This window comes from Bradyrhizobium sp. BRP19, from assembly GCF_020194195.1.
In the GTDB taxonomy this organism is placed as follows: Bacteria; Pseudomonadota; Alphaproteobacteria; order Rhizobiales; family Xanthobacteraceae; genus Bradyrhizobium; species Bradyrhizobium yuanmingense.
The window spans coordinates 333907-349713 of record NZ_JADYVZ010000005.1 but is presented as its reverse complement, the minus strand read 5'-3'; the positions used below and the strand labels follow the sequence as shown (position 1 = coordinate 349713).

Genomic DNA, 15807 nt, shown 5'->3' with positions numbered 1-15807 from the left:
CAGAATGCCATGAAGGTCGACGGCAAGCATTTCCGCAGCATCTGGCGCGAGCGCGACGGCTGGTCGGTCGGCGCGATCGATCAGCGCCGGCTGCCGCATGAATTCGTCATTGCGCGGCTGACTTCGTGTGAAGATGCGGTCGTTGCTATACGCGACATGCTTGTGCGCGGCGCGCCGCTGATCGGCGCCACCGCCGCCTACGGCATGGCGCTCGCGATGCGCGAGGACGCTTCCGACGCCGGGCTGCAACGCGCTTATGACACGCTGGTCGTGGCGCGGCCGACCGCGATCAACCTGAAGTGGGCGCTGGACGAGATGCGCGCGGCGCTCGCGCCGATCGATCCGGTGGAACGGGCGGAAGCGGCCTATGGGCGCGCCGACGAGATCGCCGAGCAGGACGTCGAGATCAACCGCGGCATTGCCGACAACGGCCTGAAGCTGATCGAGGCCACCGCGGCGAAGAAGCCGGGCGAGGTGGTCAACGTGCTGACTCATTGCAACGCCGGCTGGCTCGCCACCGTCGATTGGGGCACGGCGACGGCGCCGATCTATCTTGCGCATGAGCGCGGCATCAAGATCCATGTCTGGGTCGACGAGACCCGTCCGCGCAACCAGGGCGCCTCGCTCACGGCCTGGGAGCTCGGCCATCACGGCGTGCCGCACACGGTGATCCCGGACAATACCGGCGGACATCTGATGCAGCACGGCATGGTCGATCTCGCCATCGTCGGCACCGACCGCGTCGCCGCCAATGGCGACGTCTGCAACAAGATCGGCACTTACCTGAAGGCGCTTGCGGCGCATGACAATGGCGTGCCGTTCTACGTCGCGCTGCCGTCGCCGACGATCGATTTCGCCGTCCATGACGGCATCCGCGACATCCCGATCGAACAGCGCAGCGGCGTGGAGGTCACCGACATGACCGGCCGCACCGCGGACGGCCGGCTGGAGACGGTACGCATCGTGCCCGAAAACTCGCCGGTCGCGAATTACGCCTTCGACGTGACGCCGGCGCGGCTCGTCACCGGTCTCATCACCGAGCGCGGCGTGCTGAAGCCGGACCGTGCCGCGCTGGCCGCGGCGTTTCCGGAGCGGACCTCTGCTGCGGCGAAGTAGATTTGGTTGGGCGATATCTCGCCACAACCGTCATTGCGAGCGCAGCGAAGCAATCCAGACTCCCTCCGCGGAAAGACTCTGGATTGCTTCGCTGCGCTCGCAATGACGGCGTATGTCGAACTACCCCAGCTTCAGCCCCGTCGCCGTCTCCAGCTCCGCGATCGCCTGCGCCCCGCTCGTCACCTTGATCGTGGTCATGCCCATCTGACGCGCCGGCTTCAGGTTCACGCCGAGATCGTCGAGATAGACGCAATTGTTCGGATCGACCTTCAGCGTCTCGACCATCATCTGGTAGATGCGTGGATCGGGTTTGCGCAGACCGATCTTGGCGGATTCGATGACGTGATCGAACAGCACCATGACTTCGGCGATGTAGAGAGAACGTCCCGTCATGCTGCCGATCGCGTTGGCCGGCAGATTGTTGGTGATGCAGCCGGTCTTGAATTGCGCCTTGATGCGCTTCAGGGCCTCGACCATCTCCGGGCGCAGATCGCCCTGCAGCAGCGGCAGCACGTCTCGGCCGCGCACCTCCGCACCGAGCGCGAGCGATTCGGCGGCGAACAATGCGTCGAACGTCTCGATGTCGACCTCGGCCCGCTCGAATTTGGCCCAGGCGTTTTCCAGATGATTGGCGGCGTTGGTGCGCCGGATGATATCGGCGGGCAGGCCGCGCTCGGTCTCGAACCGCGTGAACGCCTCGAAGGGCGAGCTCGTCAGCACGCCGCCGAAATCAAAGATCACCGCCTCGATCGCCAATGTCCTGCCCTCGTCAATTGCTTTCCAAGAGGGCTAGCATGCGCTATCGGCAAGAGCCAGTCCGAAGCAATCGCCCGCCTTCATCGATGCCGATGCGTGTTCCCATGAAGAAGCTCGCCACCCTCATCGCAGCTACGCTGCTGCTCGCTGCGCCCGCTCACGCCATCGTCGGCGGCGGCACGCCGCAGGCAGATGGCGTCGCCCGCGCCGTCGTCAGCATCGTCGGCTCGCGCGGCAATTTCTGCACCGGCAGTCTGATCGCCCCGAGGCTGGTGTTGACGGTCGCCCATTGCGTGCAGCCGGGCGCGGATTACAAGGTGGTCGATCGCGGCGGCGACGGCCAGCCGCAATTGCTGAACGTGCGCACCGTCGCGATCCATCCGAACTTCAACATGCAGGCGATGCAGGCGCATCGCGCCACCGCCGACGTGGCGCTGCTGCAGTTGGAAATTCCACTGAAAGGAAAATCCACGGTGACGGTCGGCATGCCCACGATTCCAATTCAGGTCGGCAGTCGCTTCGTCGTCGCCGGCATCGGCGTCACGGTTCTCGGTGATGGCAAGAGCGGCGGCACCACGCGCGTCGCCGGCCTCGTTGCGACCGGACAGCCCGGCACGCTGCAGATCCGTCTGGTCGATCCCGTAACCAACGGTGTTCGCGGCGGAATTGGCGCCTGCACCGGCGATTCCGGCGGCCCCGTGTTCGAGGACAGGTCGAACGGTCCCGTGCTCGTCGGCCTCATCAGCTGGTCGACAGGACCGAACGGCGCCGCCGGTTGCGGCGGCTTGACCGGCGTGACGCCGCTGACGCTCTACCGCGACTGGATCGTGCAGACCGCGCGGAGCTGGGGTGCGGCACTGTGATTTGACCGCGACTTGATCTATGTCATTTTGAAGCGGAGGCGCGGCGGGTGATCATGCCCGTCGCGGAGGAAACGCGCCGTCCAATCAAGGACGGCCACAAAGACAAGCAAGGCATAGAAGCAACAATGAATGTCGCTGTTCGCAGTCACGCCACGGCCAAACAGGCTTCTGAACATTTCGACGTGCTGATCGTCGGCGCCGGCATATCCGGCATCGGTAGCGCCTATCACATCCAGAAGCAGCTGCCGGGCACGAGCTACGTCATCCTGGAGACGCAGGAAACATTCGGCGGCACCTGGAGCACACATCGCTATCCCGGTATTCGCTCCGACAGCGATCTCCACACTTTCGGCTACAGCTTCAAGCCTTGGGTCGGCCCGCCGATTGCGACCGCCGAAGAGATCCTCTCCTATATGAAGGAGGTGATCGACGACAACGATATCGCGCGGCACATTCGCTACAAGCACAAGATCAATTCCGCGAGCTGGTCGAGCGAGCAGAATCTCTGGACCATCGACGCCGTGACGACCGACACCGGCGAGCCCAGGACCTTCACGGCGAACTTCCTCTGGATGTGCCAGGGCTATTATCGCCATTCCGAAGGCTACACGCCGGAATGGAAGGGCATGGACCGTTTCAAGGGCCGCATCGTCCATCCCCAGACCTGGCCCGACGATATCGACCTCACGAACAAGAAGGTCGTCGTGATCGGCTCGGGCGCGACCGCGGCAACGCTGGTGCCGAACATCACCGACAAGTGCGCCCATGTCACCATGCTGCAGCGCTCGCCGACCTATTTCCGCCTCGGCCGCAACGCCATCGAGATCGCGGAGGAGCTGCGCCGGCTGCAGGTCGACGAAGCCTGGATCCACGAGATCGTGCGGCGCAAGATCCTGTTCGAGCAGGATGCGTTCACCAAGCTCTGCGTGTCCAAGCCCGAGCAGGTGAAGAAGGAGCTGATCGGCCAGATCAGCGCCGTGCTCGGTCCCGACTACGACGTCGAGACCCATTTCACGCCAAAATACCGGCCCTGGCGGCAGCGCATTGCCTTCGTGCCGGATGCCGATTTGTTCAAGGGCATCGCCAGCGGCAAGGCCTCCGTCGTCACCGACGAGATCGAATGCTTCGTCGAGAATGGCATCCAGCTCAAGTCCGGCAAGCTGCTTGAGGCCGATGTCGTCGTCACAGCGACCGGCTTCAATCTTGCCGCGCTCGGCGATATCGCCTTCGAGATCGACGGCAAGCCGCTCGCCTTCGGCGACACAGTCACCTATCGCGGCATGATGTTCACGGGCGTGCCGAACATGGTCTGGGTGTTCGGCTATTTCCGCGCCAGCTGGACGCTGCGCGTCGATCTCGTCGCCGATTTCGTTTGCCGGCTGCTCGGGCACATGAAGGCAAAGGGTGCAAAGAAGGTCGAGGTCAAGCTGCGACCTGAAGACCACAACATGCCGATCCTGCCCTGGATCGATCCGGAAAACTTCAACCCCGGCTACATGATGCGCAACATGAACCTGCTGCCCAAGCGCGGCGACAAGCCGGAATGGCAGCACAGCCAGGATTACTGGACCGAGAAGGACGAGATCCCGAAGACGGACCTGGATGACAAGGCGTTCGTCTACAGTTGACGATGCCGATGTAAGGCGAGGTTAGCGATCGCCACTGTCGTCCCGGGGCGCGAAGCGAGCCGGGACCCATACTCCCAGGCGGTGGTTATAGAGCGAGCTGGTCACTCCGAGCCTTCGCCAAACTACTCCCTGGGGTTATGGGTCCCGGATCGGCGCTCCGCTTCGCTGCGCTTGTCCGGGACGACACCATTTGCTCGGTTGGCAGCGCCTCAACTCATCTACACCACGCTCAAGAATTCCGCCGCGTCGCATTCGCGGCGATCGCGGCCGCGGCGGTCCGGTTCTCGACGCCGAGCTTGGCGTAGATCTGCTCCAGGTGCTTGTCGACGGTGCGCGGGCTGAGGCCCAGAATTTGCGCGATGTCGCGGTTGGTCTTGCCCTTGCTGAGCCAGGCCAGCACCTCGCCTTCGCGCGTGGTGAGGCCGAGCTCGCTGGTGAATTCGGGCGGCAGCGCGGTGCCGGCTTCCTTGGACAGCCGCAGCAGGAATTCGTTCGGCGCGGTCTCGCCCATGTAATAGAAGCGGAGCTGCGGACTATCGGGCAGCGACGCGGCCTGGGATTTCGAGCCGCTCTTGGCCTTCGCCTGCTCGAGCCATTGCAGCAGCGTCGGCGGCAGCACGAAGTCGTCGGTCTGCGCGCCGTGATGATCGGATAGCAGCTTCTGCGCCTGCGGCGTCGCCCACAGCACGCTGCCCTGGCGATTGACCGCGAACAGGAAACGGCCGGAGACGTCGAGCGCGGCGCGCGCGCTCTGGGTCAGCCGGGCATTGCCGAGATGGACCCGGATGCGCGCCAGCATCTCCTCGATCACGATCGGCTTGGTCACGTAGTCGACGCCGCCGGCTTCCAATCCACGCACGATGTGCTCGGTTTCGGCCAGACCCGTCATGAAGATCACCGGGACATTGGCGAGACCCGCGTCGCGCTTGAGCCGGCGGCAGGTCTCGAAGCCGTCGATGCCGGGCATCACGGCATCGAGCAGGATGATGTCGGGCGTGATCTGGTCGATGATTCGCATCGCCGCGGCGCCGTCGAGCGCCACCATCACCGTCATGCCGGCGCTGTCGAGCGCGTCGGTGAGCAGCCGGAGCGTCTCCGGGGAATCGTCGACGACGAGCGCGACGTCGCGCTTCTTCGATTCAATGCTCATAAGCATGCAACGTCTTCAATGTGTCCATGTACTGGTCGAGATCGAAGCGATCGACCAGCGACCGCATCTGCGCGACGAAGTCGGCATGCTCGGGGTGCTCGCTGCCGATCTCGTCCAGCTTCAACTGGATGCCCTTGACGTAGCCGATCTGGCCGAGCCCGATCAGCGCCTCGATGTGCCGCAGCGGCGGCTTCGATCCGGTCTCCGGATGCCAGAACGGCACCGCGACCTCATGCGAGCCGTATTGCCATTCGATCTTGAGAAGCTGGCGAATCGTCGCCAGCAGCCGCGGGATGTCGATCGGCTTCATCAGGTAGCCGTCGTGGAAGGGCTGCGCCAGCGGCGTGCCATGAGCCTCGAGCGCGCTTGCCGACACCATCAGGATGCGGGCCTGATGATGGCCGCTGGCGCGCAAGGCCTCGGCGACCGCCCAGCCGTCCATGGCAGGCATCGAGATGTCGAGCAGGAACAGATCGGGCCGGCAATGCTGCGCCAATGCGAGGCAGCCGGCGCCGTCGGGTGCGCTGAGCAGGATGAAGCCGAGCGGCGTCAGCACCTCGCGCAGGAGGTCGCGATGCACGGGATCGTCGTCGGTGACGAGGATGGTCTTGCGCGGGCCGTGATAGCCTGAGACCGGCGCCTCCACCGGCGCGATCCGCTGGGGATTGGCGACCTCCGAGAGCAGGATCTTGACCCTGAAGGTCGAGCCGGTGCCGACCGTGCTCGTGACCTTGATGTCCCCGCCCATCACGCCGGCGAGCAGGCGGCTGATGGTGAGCCCGAGGCCGGTGCCGGTCTGCGGCTGCGACGCGCCGAGCGCACCCCGCTCGAATGGTGCGAAGATACGTTCGAGGTCGCCGCCCTGGATGCCCGGGCCGGTGTCGATCACCTCGAACTCGGCGACCGGGCTGCGGTAGTGCACCACGAACTGCACGCTGCCGGACTGGGTGAACTTGATGGCGTTCGAGAGCAGGTTGATCAGCACCTGACGCAGCCGCTTCTCGTCGGCATAGACCACCCGCGGCAGCGTCGGCGGCCGCCTGAACACGAAGTCGATGCCCTTGGCGGCGGCCTGGAGGCGGAACATGCCGACGAGCTGGTCGAGGAATTCGCTCAAGCGCACCTCGTCGCGCGACAGATACAGCCGCCCCGCCTCGATCTTGGAGATGTCCAGGATGCCGTCGATCAGGCCGGAGAGATGGTCGGCGCTGCGGCGGACGACGCGGACCTGGTCGCGCGGCTTGGCACCAAGGCTCGTATCCTGCTCGAGCAGTTGCGCATAGCCGCTGATCGCATTGAGCGGCGAGCGCAGCTCGTGGCTCAGCCCGACCACATAGCGGCTCTTGGCGAGATTGGCGGATTCGGCGACCTCCTTGGCACGCTGGAGCTCGGCATCTGTGCGCTTGTGCGCGTCGATCTCCTGGATCAGCAGCGCGGTCTGCCGCCGCGTCTCGGCCTCGGCGGCGCGGCGGCTCTGCTGCGCCAGCACGAACAGCCACGCCACCACGCCGATGATGATGCTGAGCGAGAAGAACACCTTCCACAGCACGTCGGACACGAGCTCGTTGTCGCCGTGCACATTCGCCGACGTCTGTAGATAGATGAGTCCCAGCACCAGGGCGATCAGCCCGGCGGAGACCACGAACACGCCGATATAGTGGCCGACTTGCGAGTTGATCCGGGCGTAGATCGGCTGCGGCATCAGCCGGCCCAGCGTCTCCGACACCTGCGCCTGGAATCTCGCATGCGGCTTGCAGAGATCGTGGCAGCGCGCGTCCAGCGAACAGCACAGCGAGCAGATCGGGCCGGCGTAAGCGGGGCAGGAGGCCATGTCCTCCGGCTCGAACGAGTGCTCGCAGATGCAGCACTGGATCGCCTCGATGTTCTGCCAGCTCCGCTTCGGCTTGCGCGCGATGTAGTATTTGCCGCCTGTGGCCCAGGCGATCAACGGCGCCGTGAGGAAGGCCGCGGCGAGCGCGATGAAGGCCGACAGCGCCTTCGCGGTCGGCCCGAACAGGCCGTAGAAGGCGCTGATCGAGACGATGGTCGCGATCGTCATCGCTCCTACGCCGACCGGATTGACGTCGTAGAGATGCGCGCGCTTGAACTCGATCTGCTGCGGCCGCAGTCCGAGCGGCTTGTTGATGACGAGGTCGGCGACCAGCGCGCCGACCCAGGCGATCGCGACGTTCGAATAGAGCGCCAGCGTCTGCTCCAGGGCCTTGTAGACGCCGATCTCCATCAGCAGCAGGGCCACGACGACGTTGAAGACCAGCCAGACCACGCGCCCGGGATGGCTGTGGGTCAAGCGCGAGAAGAAATTCGACCAGGCGATCGAGCCGGCATAGGCGTTGGTAACGTTGATCTTGACCTGCGACAGGATCACGAAGGTGCCGGTCAAGGCCAAAGCGAGGTCGGGCTGCGACAGCACATAGCGGAACGCTTCGAGATACATGTGCGCCGGCTCGGCGGCTTCTTCGGGCGGCACGCCGTGGCTGAGTGCGAAGAAGGCGAGGAACGAGCCCGCCAGCAGCTTCAGCGCGCCCAGCACGATCCAGCCCGGCCCCGCGCTCATCAGCGCCATCCACCAGGAGGCCCTGGAGGCGCGGCGGTCGCGCGGCAGGAACCGCAGGAAGTCGACCTGCTCGCCGATCTGCGCCACCAGCGAGAACACGACCGAGGCCGCAACGCCGAACAGCAGGAGATCGAAATGCCCGTTGAGGTCGCCGTGCTCGCCGGAGAACTTGTGCCACTCCGCAAAGGAGCGCGGGTTGTGCCAGGCGATCGCGGCAAACGGAATGATGTGAAGGATCACCCACAGCGGCTGCGTCCACAATTGGAAGCGGCTGATCAGCGTGATGCCGTAGGCCACCAGCGGGATGATGACGACGGCGCTGATGAGATAGCCCACCGGCCGCGGAATCCCGAAGCACATCTCGAGTGCCGACGCCAGGATCACGGCCTCGATCGCGAAGAAGATGAAGGTGAAGGAGGCGTAGATCAGCGAGGTGACGGTCGAGCCGATGTAACCGAAGCCGGCCCCCCGCGTCAGCAGGTCGATGTCGATGCCGCATTTGGCGGCATAATACGCAATAGGCACCCCGCAGCCGAAGATGATGATGGAAACCACGACGATGGCGGCAGTCGCGTTGGTGACGCCATAGTTCAGCGTGATGGTCCCGCCGATCGCCTCCATCGCCAGGAACGAGATCGCGCCCAGTGCCGTGTTGGCGACGCGGGCGGCGGACCAGCGCCGCGCGCTCTTGGCGGTGAAGCGCAGGGCGTAATCTTCCAGCGTCTGGTTGGCGACCCATTGATTGTACTGGCGCCTGACGCGGTCTATTCGCTGCCGCCCTGCCACTTAACCCCACTCCCGATACGGACCCGGACCCCTCGCAAATTCCGTACCACAAGCCTACGTCGGCATTTTGCGGTGCAGTATACGCGATCTTGCGTATGCGTGGGCTGCATAAATTCGAGCCATCCTCACGGGCACCAATCGCGTGTTCTCGAACAAAAGTGGGGTGCTCATGTCAGACGAAGCAAACAAGGGCCTGTTGTCGCCGCTGCGGCGCAAATTATTGATGGGAATGGCCGCGGTCCCGGCCATCACCATGCTGCCGCGCGGGTCATTTGCGCAGGCGCCGGCGACCTCGGCGGTCAATACCACGGGTCTGGCCGTCACCGACGCCGAGGTCACGGTCGGCATCCTGCATTCGGCGACCGGCACCATGGCGATCTCCGAGACCGGCTCGATCCAGGCCGAAAAGCTTGCGATCGAGCAGATCAACGCGGCCGGCGGCGTACTCGGCCGCAAGATCAAGTTCATCCAGGAGGACGGCGCATCGGACTGGCCGACCTTCGCCGAGAAGGCGAAGAAGCTCCTCGTCAACGACAAGGTCGCGGCGATCATGGGCTGCTGGACCTCGGCCTCGCGCAAGGCGGTGCTGCCGGTCGTCGAGCAATATAACGGCATGCTCTACTACCCGACCTTCTACGAAGGCCTCGAGCAGTCCAAGAACGTCATCTATACCGGCCAGGAAGCGACCCAGCAGATTCTCGCCGGCCTGAACTGGATCGCCAAGGAGAAGGGCGCCAAGTCCTTCTTCTTCATCGGCTCGGATTACATCTGGCCGCGCACCTCCAACAAGATCGCGCGCAAGCACGTCGAGAACGTGCTCAAGGGCAAAGTGGTCGGCGAGGAATATTATGCGCTCGGCTCGACGCAGTTCAATTCGGTCATCAACAAGATCAAGCTGACCAAGCCGGACGTGATCTTCACCGACGTCGTCGGCGGCTCCAACGTCGCCTTCTACAAGCAGCTCAAGGCGGCCGGCATCGATCTCTCCAAGCAGGCACTGCTGACGATCTCGGTGACCGAGGACGAGATCGACGGTATCGGCGGCGAGAACATCGCGGGCGCCTATGCCTGCATGAAGTACTTCCAGTCGCTCGACAATGCGAACAACAAGGCTTTCGTCTCGGCGTTCAAGAAGATGTGGGGCGAGAAGACCGTGATCGGAGACGTCACCCAGGCTGCCTATCTCGGCCCGTGGCTGTGGAAGCTGACGGTCGAAAAGGCCGGCTCTTTCGACGTCGACAAGATCGCCACGGCTTCTACGGGTGTCGAGTTCAAGGGCGCGCCGGAAGGCTATGTGCGCATCCACGAGAACCATCACCTCTGGTCGAAGACCCGGGTGGGGCGCGCCAAGCTCGATGGCCAGTTCGAGCTGATCTACGAGACCGCCGATCTCGTCGAGCCGGATCCGTTCCCGAAGGGTTACCAGTAAGAAGCGTTACCGGTAAGTCGCGGCGCCCGTCGCACCCCCTCAAGGCAAAACCGCTCCCTGGCGTGGATCGCAAGTCCATGCCTCAAGCCCCCGCGTCGCGAACCTGCTCGCGACGCGGGACCCTTTCCCGACGGAGGACATGGATGTTCGGCGACTATTCGATTGGCGACCTCGGCTCGATCTTCGTCATGCAGGGGTTTGCCGGACTGATCCTGTTCTCCGTCTATGTCCTGATGGCGCTCGGCCTTGCGATCATCTTCGGCCAGATGGGCGTCATCAACATGGCCCATGGCGAGTTCATGATCCTCGGGGCCTACGTCACCTGGATGACCTCCAATCTCTTCCAGGCCTATTTGCCGAGCCTGTTCAGCGGCTACTTCTTCCTCGCCATGATACTGGCCTTCCTCGCCTCGGGCGCGCTGGGCATGCTGGTGGAATGGGGGTTGATACGGCACCTCTACAAGCGCCCGCTCGATACGCTGCTCGCCACCTGGGGCCTCAGCCTGATGCTGCAGCAGGCCTATCGCTCGGTGTTTGGCGCGCGCGAGGTCGGCGTCGAGCTGCCGCAATGGATGCTGGGCTCGCTCCGCGTCACCGACAGCATCGAGGTGCCGATCAACGGCGTCTTCGTGATGTGCCTCACCGTGCTGATCACCATCGCCGTCGCCTACGTCCTCTACATGTCGCGCTGGGGCCGCCAGGTGCGCGCGGTCGTGCAGAACCGCATCATGGCCGGCGCGGTTGGCATCAACACCGAGAAGGTCGACCGCTACACCTTCGGCCTCGGCTGCGGCATCGCCGGTGTCGCCGGCAGCGCCTTCACCATGATCGGCTCGACCGGGCCGACGTCGGGCCAGCTCTACATCGTCGACACTTTCCTCGTCGTCGTGTTCGGCGGCGCCGCCAGCCTGCTCGGCACCATCGCCTCGGCCTTCTCGATCTCGCAGACGCAATCGACGCTCGAGTTCTTCATGTCGGGCTCGATGGCCAAGGTGCTCACACTGCTCGCCGTCGTCGGCATCCTGATGCTGCGGCCGCAGGGTCTGTTCGCCCTCAAGGTCCGCAAATAACGAGAAGCAGGCAAGTCATGATCATCAATTCACGCTTCTTCAACCGATCCGAACTGATGGGCTTCATTGCGCTCGCCGCCGTGCTGTTCGTGATCCTGCCGCTGACGCTGGACGTGTTCCGCCTCAACCTGGTCGCGAAATATCTGACCTACGCCTTCGTCGCGATCGGCCTCGTGCTGTGCTGGGGCTACGGCGGCATCTTGAGCCTGGGGCAGGGCGTGTTCTTCGGACTCGGCGGCTATTGCATGGCGATGTTCCTCAAGCTCGAGGCCTCCAGCGTCGAGAATACCAAGATCCAGTCGACGCCCGGCATCCCCGATTTCATGGACTGGAATCAGATCACGGCGCTGCCGTTCTTCTGGCAGCCGTTTCACAGCCTCACCTTCACCATCCTCGCCATCATCCTGGTCCCCGGCCTGTTCGCTCTGATCATCGGCACCGCGATGTTCAAGCGCCGCGTCGGCGGCACCTATTTCGCGATCATCACCCAGGCCGTCGCGGCCATCCTCACCATCCTCATCGTGGGACAGCAGGGCTATACCGGCGGCATCAACGGCATGACGGACCTGCGCACGCTGAAGGGTTGGGACATCCGGCCCGATCACGCCAAGATCATCCTGTACTTCGTCGAGGTGGTGCTGCTGTTCGCCTGCATCGGCATCGCGCAGTTCATCCGCCTGACCAAGCTCGGCCGTATCCTGGTGGCGATGCGCGAGCAGGAGGATCGCGTCCGCTTCTCCGGCTACAGCGTCGCCAATTTCAAGATCTTCGCCTTCTGCATGGCCGCGGTCTTCGCCGCGATCGGTGGGGCCATGTTCGCGCTCAACGTCGGCTTCATGTCGCCGTCCTTCGTCGGCATCGTGCCGTCGATCGAGATGGTGATCTACACCGCGGTCGGCGGGCGGATGTCGATCTTCGGCGCGGTCTGGGGCGCCATCCTGGTGAACTTCGCCAAGACCAGCCTGTCGGAATCCTTCCCGCAACTCTGGCTGTTCGGCCTCGGCGCGCTGTTCATCGCGGTCGTGCTTGCTTTCCCGAACGGCTTGTCCGGGCTCTGGGCCGATTACGTGCAGCCGCGCATCGACCGGCTGTTCGCCTCGCGCAAGCCGAAGTCCGGCTGGACCGACAATTCCGTCGCCGACGGCGCGCCGGCAGAGTGAGGAGGCGATCATGCTCATCGGTCACCAGCCCAAGGACTTCCTGCTCGCGGTCTCCGGCCTCACCGTCTCGTTCGACGGGTTCAAGGCGGTCAACGATCTCTCCTTCTATGTCGAGGAGAACGAGATCCGCGTCATCATCGGCCCCAACGGCGCCGGCAAGACCACGGTGCTCGATTTGATCTGCGGCAAGACCAAGGCGACCTCGGGCTCGATCCAGTTTCGTGGCAAGGAGCTCACGAAGATGAGGGAGAACGAGATCGTGCAGACCGGCGTCGGGCGCAAGTTCCAGACGCCGTCGGTGTTCGAGGATCTGACCGTGTTCGAGAACCTCGAGATCTCGTTTCCGCGCGGCCGCACCGTGTTCGGCTCGCTGACCTTTCAGCGCGATCAGCTGGTGAAGGACCGGGTCGAGGAGGTCGCGGAGATGATCTTCCTCAAGGACAAGCTCAATACCTATGCCGACGAGCTCAGCCACGGCCAGAAGCAGTGGCTCGAGATCGGCATGCTGCTGATCCAGGATCCCGACCTCTTGATGCTCGACGAGCCCGTCGCCGGCATGAGCGTGTCCGAGCGCGCCAAGACCGCCGAATTGCTCAACCGCATCATCAAGAACCGTTCGGTGCTGGTGATCGAGCACGACATGAAGTTCGTCGAGGACATCGCGCACAAGGTCACCGTGCTGCACCAGGGCCAGATCCTCTCGGAGGGGACGATGGAGAAGGTGAAGAACGATCCCAAGGTCATCGAAGTGTACCTCGGTCACTAGCGCATGATCCCGGAAAGTGGCGTCCGGTTTCCGGACAAGATCATGCGCAAGAAGCAAGGAGCAGGCTGATGCTGGCTATTTCCGATCTCCACGTCGCCTACGGCCAGAGCGAGGTGCTGCACGGGCTCAACGTCAAGGTCGCGGCGAACGAGATCGTCGCGATCATGGGCCGCAACGGCATGGGCAAGACTACGCTGATGAAGTCGCTGATGGGCATCCTGCCGGCCAAGAGCGGCTCGGTGAACATGGATGGCGCCGAGCTCGGCAACCTCAAGAGCTTTGAGCGCGTCGCCAAGGGTCTCGCCTATGTGCCGCAGGGCCGCATGATCTTCTCCACCATGACGGTGAAGGAGAACATCGAGACCGGGCTCGTCGTCTCCGGCGGCTCCGAGGTGCCTGACGACATCTACGAACTGTTCCCGGTGCTGCTGGAGATGAAGGGCCGCCGTGGCGGCAATCTCTCCGGCGGGCAACAGCAACAATTGGCGATCGCGCGCGCGCTCGCCACCAAGCCGAAGGTGCTGCTGCTGGACGAGCCGACCGAAGGCATCCAGCCCTCGATCATCAAGGAGATGGCGCGCACGTTGAAGCGCATCCGCGACGAGAAGGGGCTCTCGATCGTCGTGTCCGAGCAGGTCCTGAGCTTCGCGCTCGACATCGCCGACCGCGTGCTGGTGATCGAGAACGGCGAGATCGTGCGCGATGATCCGCGCGATGCCGTCGATGCCGCGCAGGTCTCGAAATATCTGTCCGTCTAACCAACCGTGTAAAAGGGGAGCATCTCGATGCCAGAGACACTGATCAAGGTCGATCTCACCAAGTCGGCCTATGAAAACGACATGGTGCACAACCGCTGGCACCCCGACATCCCGATCGTGGCCTGGGTCAATCCCGGCGACGATTTCATCATCGAGACCTATGACTGGACCGGCGGCTTCATCAAGAACAACGATTCCGCCGACGACGTGCGCGACATCGACCTGTCGATCGTGCACTTCCTCTCCGGCCCGATCGGCGTCAAGGGCGCCGAGCCCGGCGACCTTCTCGTCGTCGACCTGCTCGACGTCGGTCCGCTCAAGGAGAGCCTGTGGGGCTTCAACGGCTTCTTCTCCAAGCAGAACGGCGGCGGCTTCCTCACCGACCATTTCCCGCTGGCGCAGAAGTCGATCTGGGACATCAAAGGTCTCTACACCTCGTCGCGTCACGTGCCCGGCGTCAACTTTGCCGGTCTGATCCATCCCGGCCTGATCGGCTGTCTGCCCGATCCGAAGATGCTGGACACCTGGAATAAGCGCGAGGCCGAGCTGATCTCGACCAACCCGACCCGCGTGCCCGGCCTTGCCAATCCGCCGTTCGCGCCGACCGCCCATGGCGGCCGCGCCAAGGGCGATGTGAAAGCCAAGATCGGCGCCGAGGGTGCGCGCACCGTGCCGCCGCGCGAGCATGGCGGCAATTGCGACATCAAGGATCTCTCGCGCGGCTCGAAGATCTACTTCCCGGTCTACGTCCCCGGCGCGGGTCTTTCGATGGGCGACCTGCACTTCAGCCAAGGCGACGGCGAGATCACCTTCTGCGGCGCGATCGAGATGGCCGGCTGGCTGCACCTGAAAGTCGAGGTGATCAAGGACGGCATGTCGAAATACGGCATCAAGAATCCGATCTTCAAGCCATCGCCGATCACGCCGAACTACAAGGACTATCTGATCTTCGAGGGCATCTCGGTGGACGAGGCCGGCAAGCAGCACTATCTCGACGTCCACATCGCCTATCGTCAGGCCTGCCTCAACGCCATCGAATATCTCAAGAAGTTCGGCTATTCCGGCGCCCAGGCCTATTCGATCCTCGGCACCGCGCCGTGCCAGGGCCACATCTCCGGCGTGGTCGACGTGCCCAACGCCTGCGCCACGCTATGGCTGCCGACCGAGATCTTCGACTTCGACGTGATGCCGTCGGCGGCCGGACCCATCAAGCACATCACCGGCGACATTCAGATGCCGATCTCGCCGGACAAGTGACGCCGCGCTCCCTCTCCCCGTTCTCACGGGGAGAGGGTTCGGGGTGAGGGGCTGTCTCCACACGCACGGTGGCAGCGAGTTGTGTTGAGCACAGAAGTGGGATGATGCGATGCCGGTCTACGAATATCTCTGTGACGACTGCGGTCCCTTCAAGGACCTGCGCCCGATGGCGGAATGCGACGATCCGCAGAGCTGCCCCCACTGCGAGACGATGGCGCCCCGCGTCATCCTGACGGCGCCGAACTTCTTCTGCATGCCGGCGGAGAAGCGCAAGGCGCACGCCGTCAACGAGCGCAGCACGCACGCACCGCAGACGCTGGCGCAATACAAGGCCTCGCACGGCCCGGGCTGCGGCTGCTGCTCCTCGGGCAAGACCGTGAAGGACAAGAGCGCAGCGGACAGGACAAAGCCGGCGCGGCTGGTGACCAAGACCAGGAGCGGTGCCAAGGGCTTTCCGACCGCACGCCCTTGGATGATCAGCCACTAACCCACG

The 15807-nt window shown here is 63.9% G+C and carries 13 protein-coding genes; 10 read left to right on the top strand and 3 right to left on the bottom strand.

From position 1 onward, the window contains the following. Window positions 1-9: 9 nt before the first annotated feature. On the top strand, window positions 10-1116 hold the full coding sequence (mtnA, locus tag I6F36_RS19130; protein WP_225130495.1) for an S-methyl-5-thioribose-1-phosphate isomerase: 1107 nt from the start codon (window positions 10-12) through the stop codon (window positions 1114-1116). A 120-nt stretch (window positions 1117-1236) separates the two neighbouring features. Here the strand turns inward: mtnA and I6F36_RS19125 are convergent, their stop codons facing one another. Beyond that, a complete protein-coding gene (locus tag I6F36_RS19125; protein WP_036002146.1) occupies window positions 1237-1872 on the bottom strand; it encodes an HAD-IA family hydrolase in 636 nt (211 codons plus the stop codon). 104 nt (window positions 1873-1976) lie between these two features. Here I6F36_RS19125 and I6F36_RS19120 point away from each other — a divergent pair, with 104 nt between their 5' ends. Continuing rightward, window positions 1977-2735 carry a trypsin-like serine protease gene (locus I6F36_RS19120; protein ID WP_225130493.1) on the top strand — a complete coding sequence of 253 codons (759 nt, stop codon included), beginning with the start codon at window positions 1977-1979 and terminating at the stop codon, window positions 2733-2735. A gap of 125 nt (window positions 2736-2860) precedes the next feature. Further along, window positions 2861-4363 carry an NAD(P)/FAD-dependent oxidoreductase gene (locus I6F36_RS19115; protein ID WP_036002183.1) on the top strand — a complete coding sequence of 501 codons (1503 nt, stop codon included), beginning with the start codon at window positions 2861-2863 and terminating at the stop codon, window positions 4361-4363. A 229-nt stretch (window positions 4364-4592) separates the two neighbouring features. Here I6F36_RS19115 and I6F36_RS19110 read toward each other — a convergent pair whose 3' ends face one another. Both I6F36_RS19110 and I6F36_RS19105 read right to left on the bottom strand, forming a co-directional pair. Further along, window positions 4593-5519, bottom strand: a complete 927-nt coding sequence (locus tag I6F36_RS19110; RefSeq protein WP_225130491.1) for a response regulator — start codon at window positions 5517-5519, stop codon at window positions 4593-4595. After that, complete coding sequence (locus I6F36_RS19105) at window positions 5503-8874, bottom strand: ATP-binding protein (RefSeq protein WP_225130489.1); 3372 nt, start codon at window positions 8872-8874, stop codon at window positions 5503-5505. The genes I6F36_RS19110 and I6F36_RS19105 overlap by 17 nt, the downstream gene beginning before the upstream one ends. Before the next feature lie 169 nt (window positions 8875-9043). On the opposite strand from I6F36_RS19105, the gene urtA reads away from it, so the two are divergent. The 7 genes from urtA (at window position 9044) to I6F36_RS19070 (ending at window position 15801) form a co-directional block, all read left to right on the top strand. Beyond that, a complete protein-coding gene (gene urtA, locus I6F36_RS19100) occupies window positions 9044-10303 on the top strand; it encodes an urea ABC transporter substrate-binding protein (RefSeq protein WP_225171952.1) in 1260 nt (419 codons plus the stop codon). A 143-nt stretch (window positions 10304-10446) separates the two neighbouring features. After that, window positions 10447-11373, top strand: coding sequence for an urea ABC transporter permease subunit UrtB (gene urtB / locus I6F36_RS19095; RefSeq protein ID WP_036002129.1), 927 nt, complete (start codon window positions 10447-10449; stop codon window positions 11371-11373). 17 nt (window positions 11374-11390) lie between these two features. Next, complete coding sequence (gene urtC, locus I6F36_RS19090) at window positions 11391-12533, top strand: urea ABC transporter permease subunit UrtC (RefSeq protein ID WP_057025952.1); 1143 nt, start codon at window positions 11391-11393, stop codon at window positions 12531-12533. Between the two features lie 10 nt (window positions 12534-12543). Continuing rightward, window positions 12544-13299: an urea ABC transporter ATP-binding protein UrtD gene (gene urtD, locus I6F36_RS19085; RefSeq protein WP_225171951.1), complete on the top strand. Its 756-nt coding sequence runs from the start codon at window positions 12544-12546 to the stop codon at window positions 13297-13299. Between the two features lie 68 nt (window positions 13300-13367). Continuing rightward, on the top strand, window positions 13368-14057 hold the full coding sequence (gene urtE / locus I6F36_RS19080; RefSeq protein ID WP_036002119.1) for an urea ABC transporter ATP-binding subunit UrtE: 690 nt from the start codon (window positions 13368-13370) through the stop codon (window positions 14055-14057). A gap of 27 nt (window positions 14058-14084) precedes the next feature. Then, window positions 14085-15314 (top strand): formamidase, encoded by a 1230-nt coding sequence (gene fmdA / locus I6F36_RS19075; protein WP_028133835.1) that lies wholly within the window; start codon window positions 14085-14087, stop codon window positions 15312-15314. Between the two features lie 109 nt (window positions 15315-15423). Then, on the top strand, window positions 15424-15801 hold the full coding sequence (locus I6F36_RS19070) for a zinc ribbon domain-containing protein (protein ID WP_036038468.1): 378 nt from the start codon (window positions 15424-15426) through the stop codon (window positions 15799-15801). The last annotated feature ends 6 nt before the right edge of the window (window positions 15802-15807 follow it).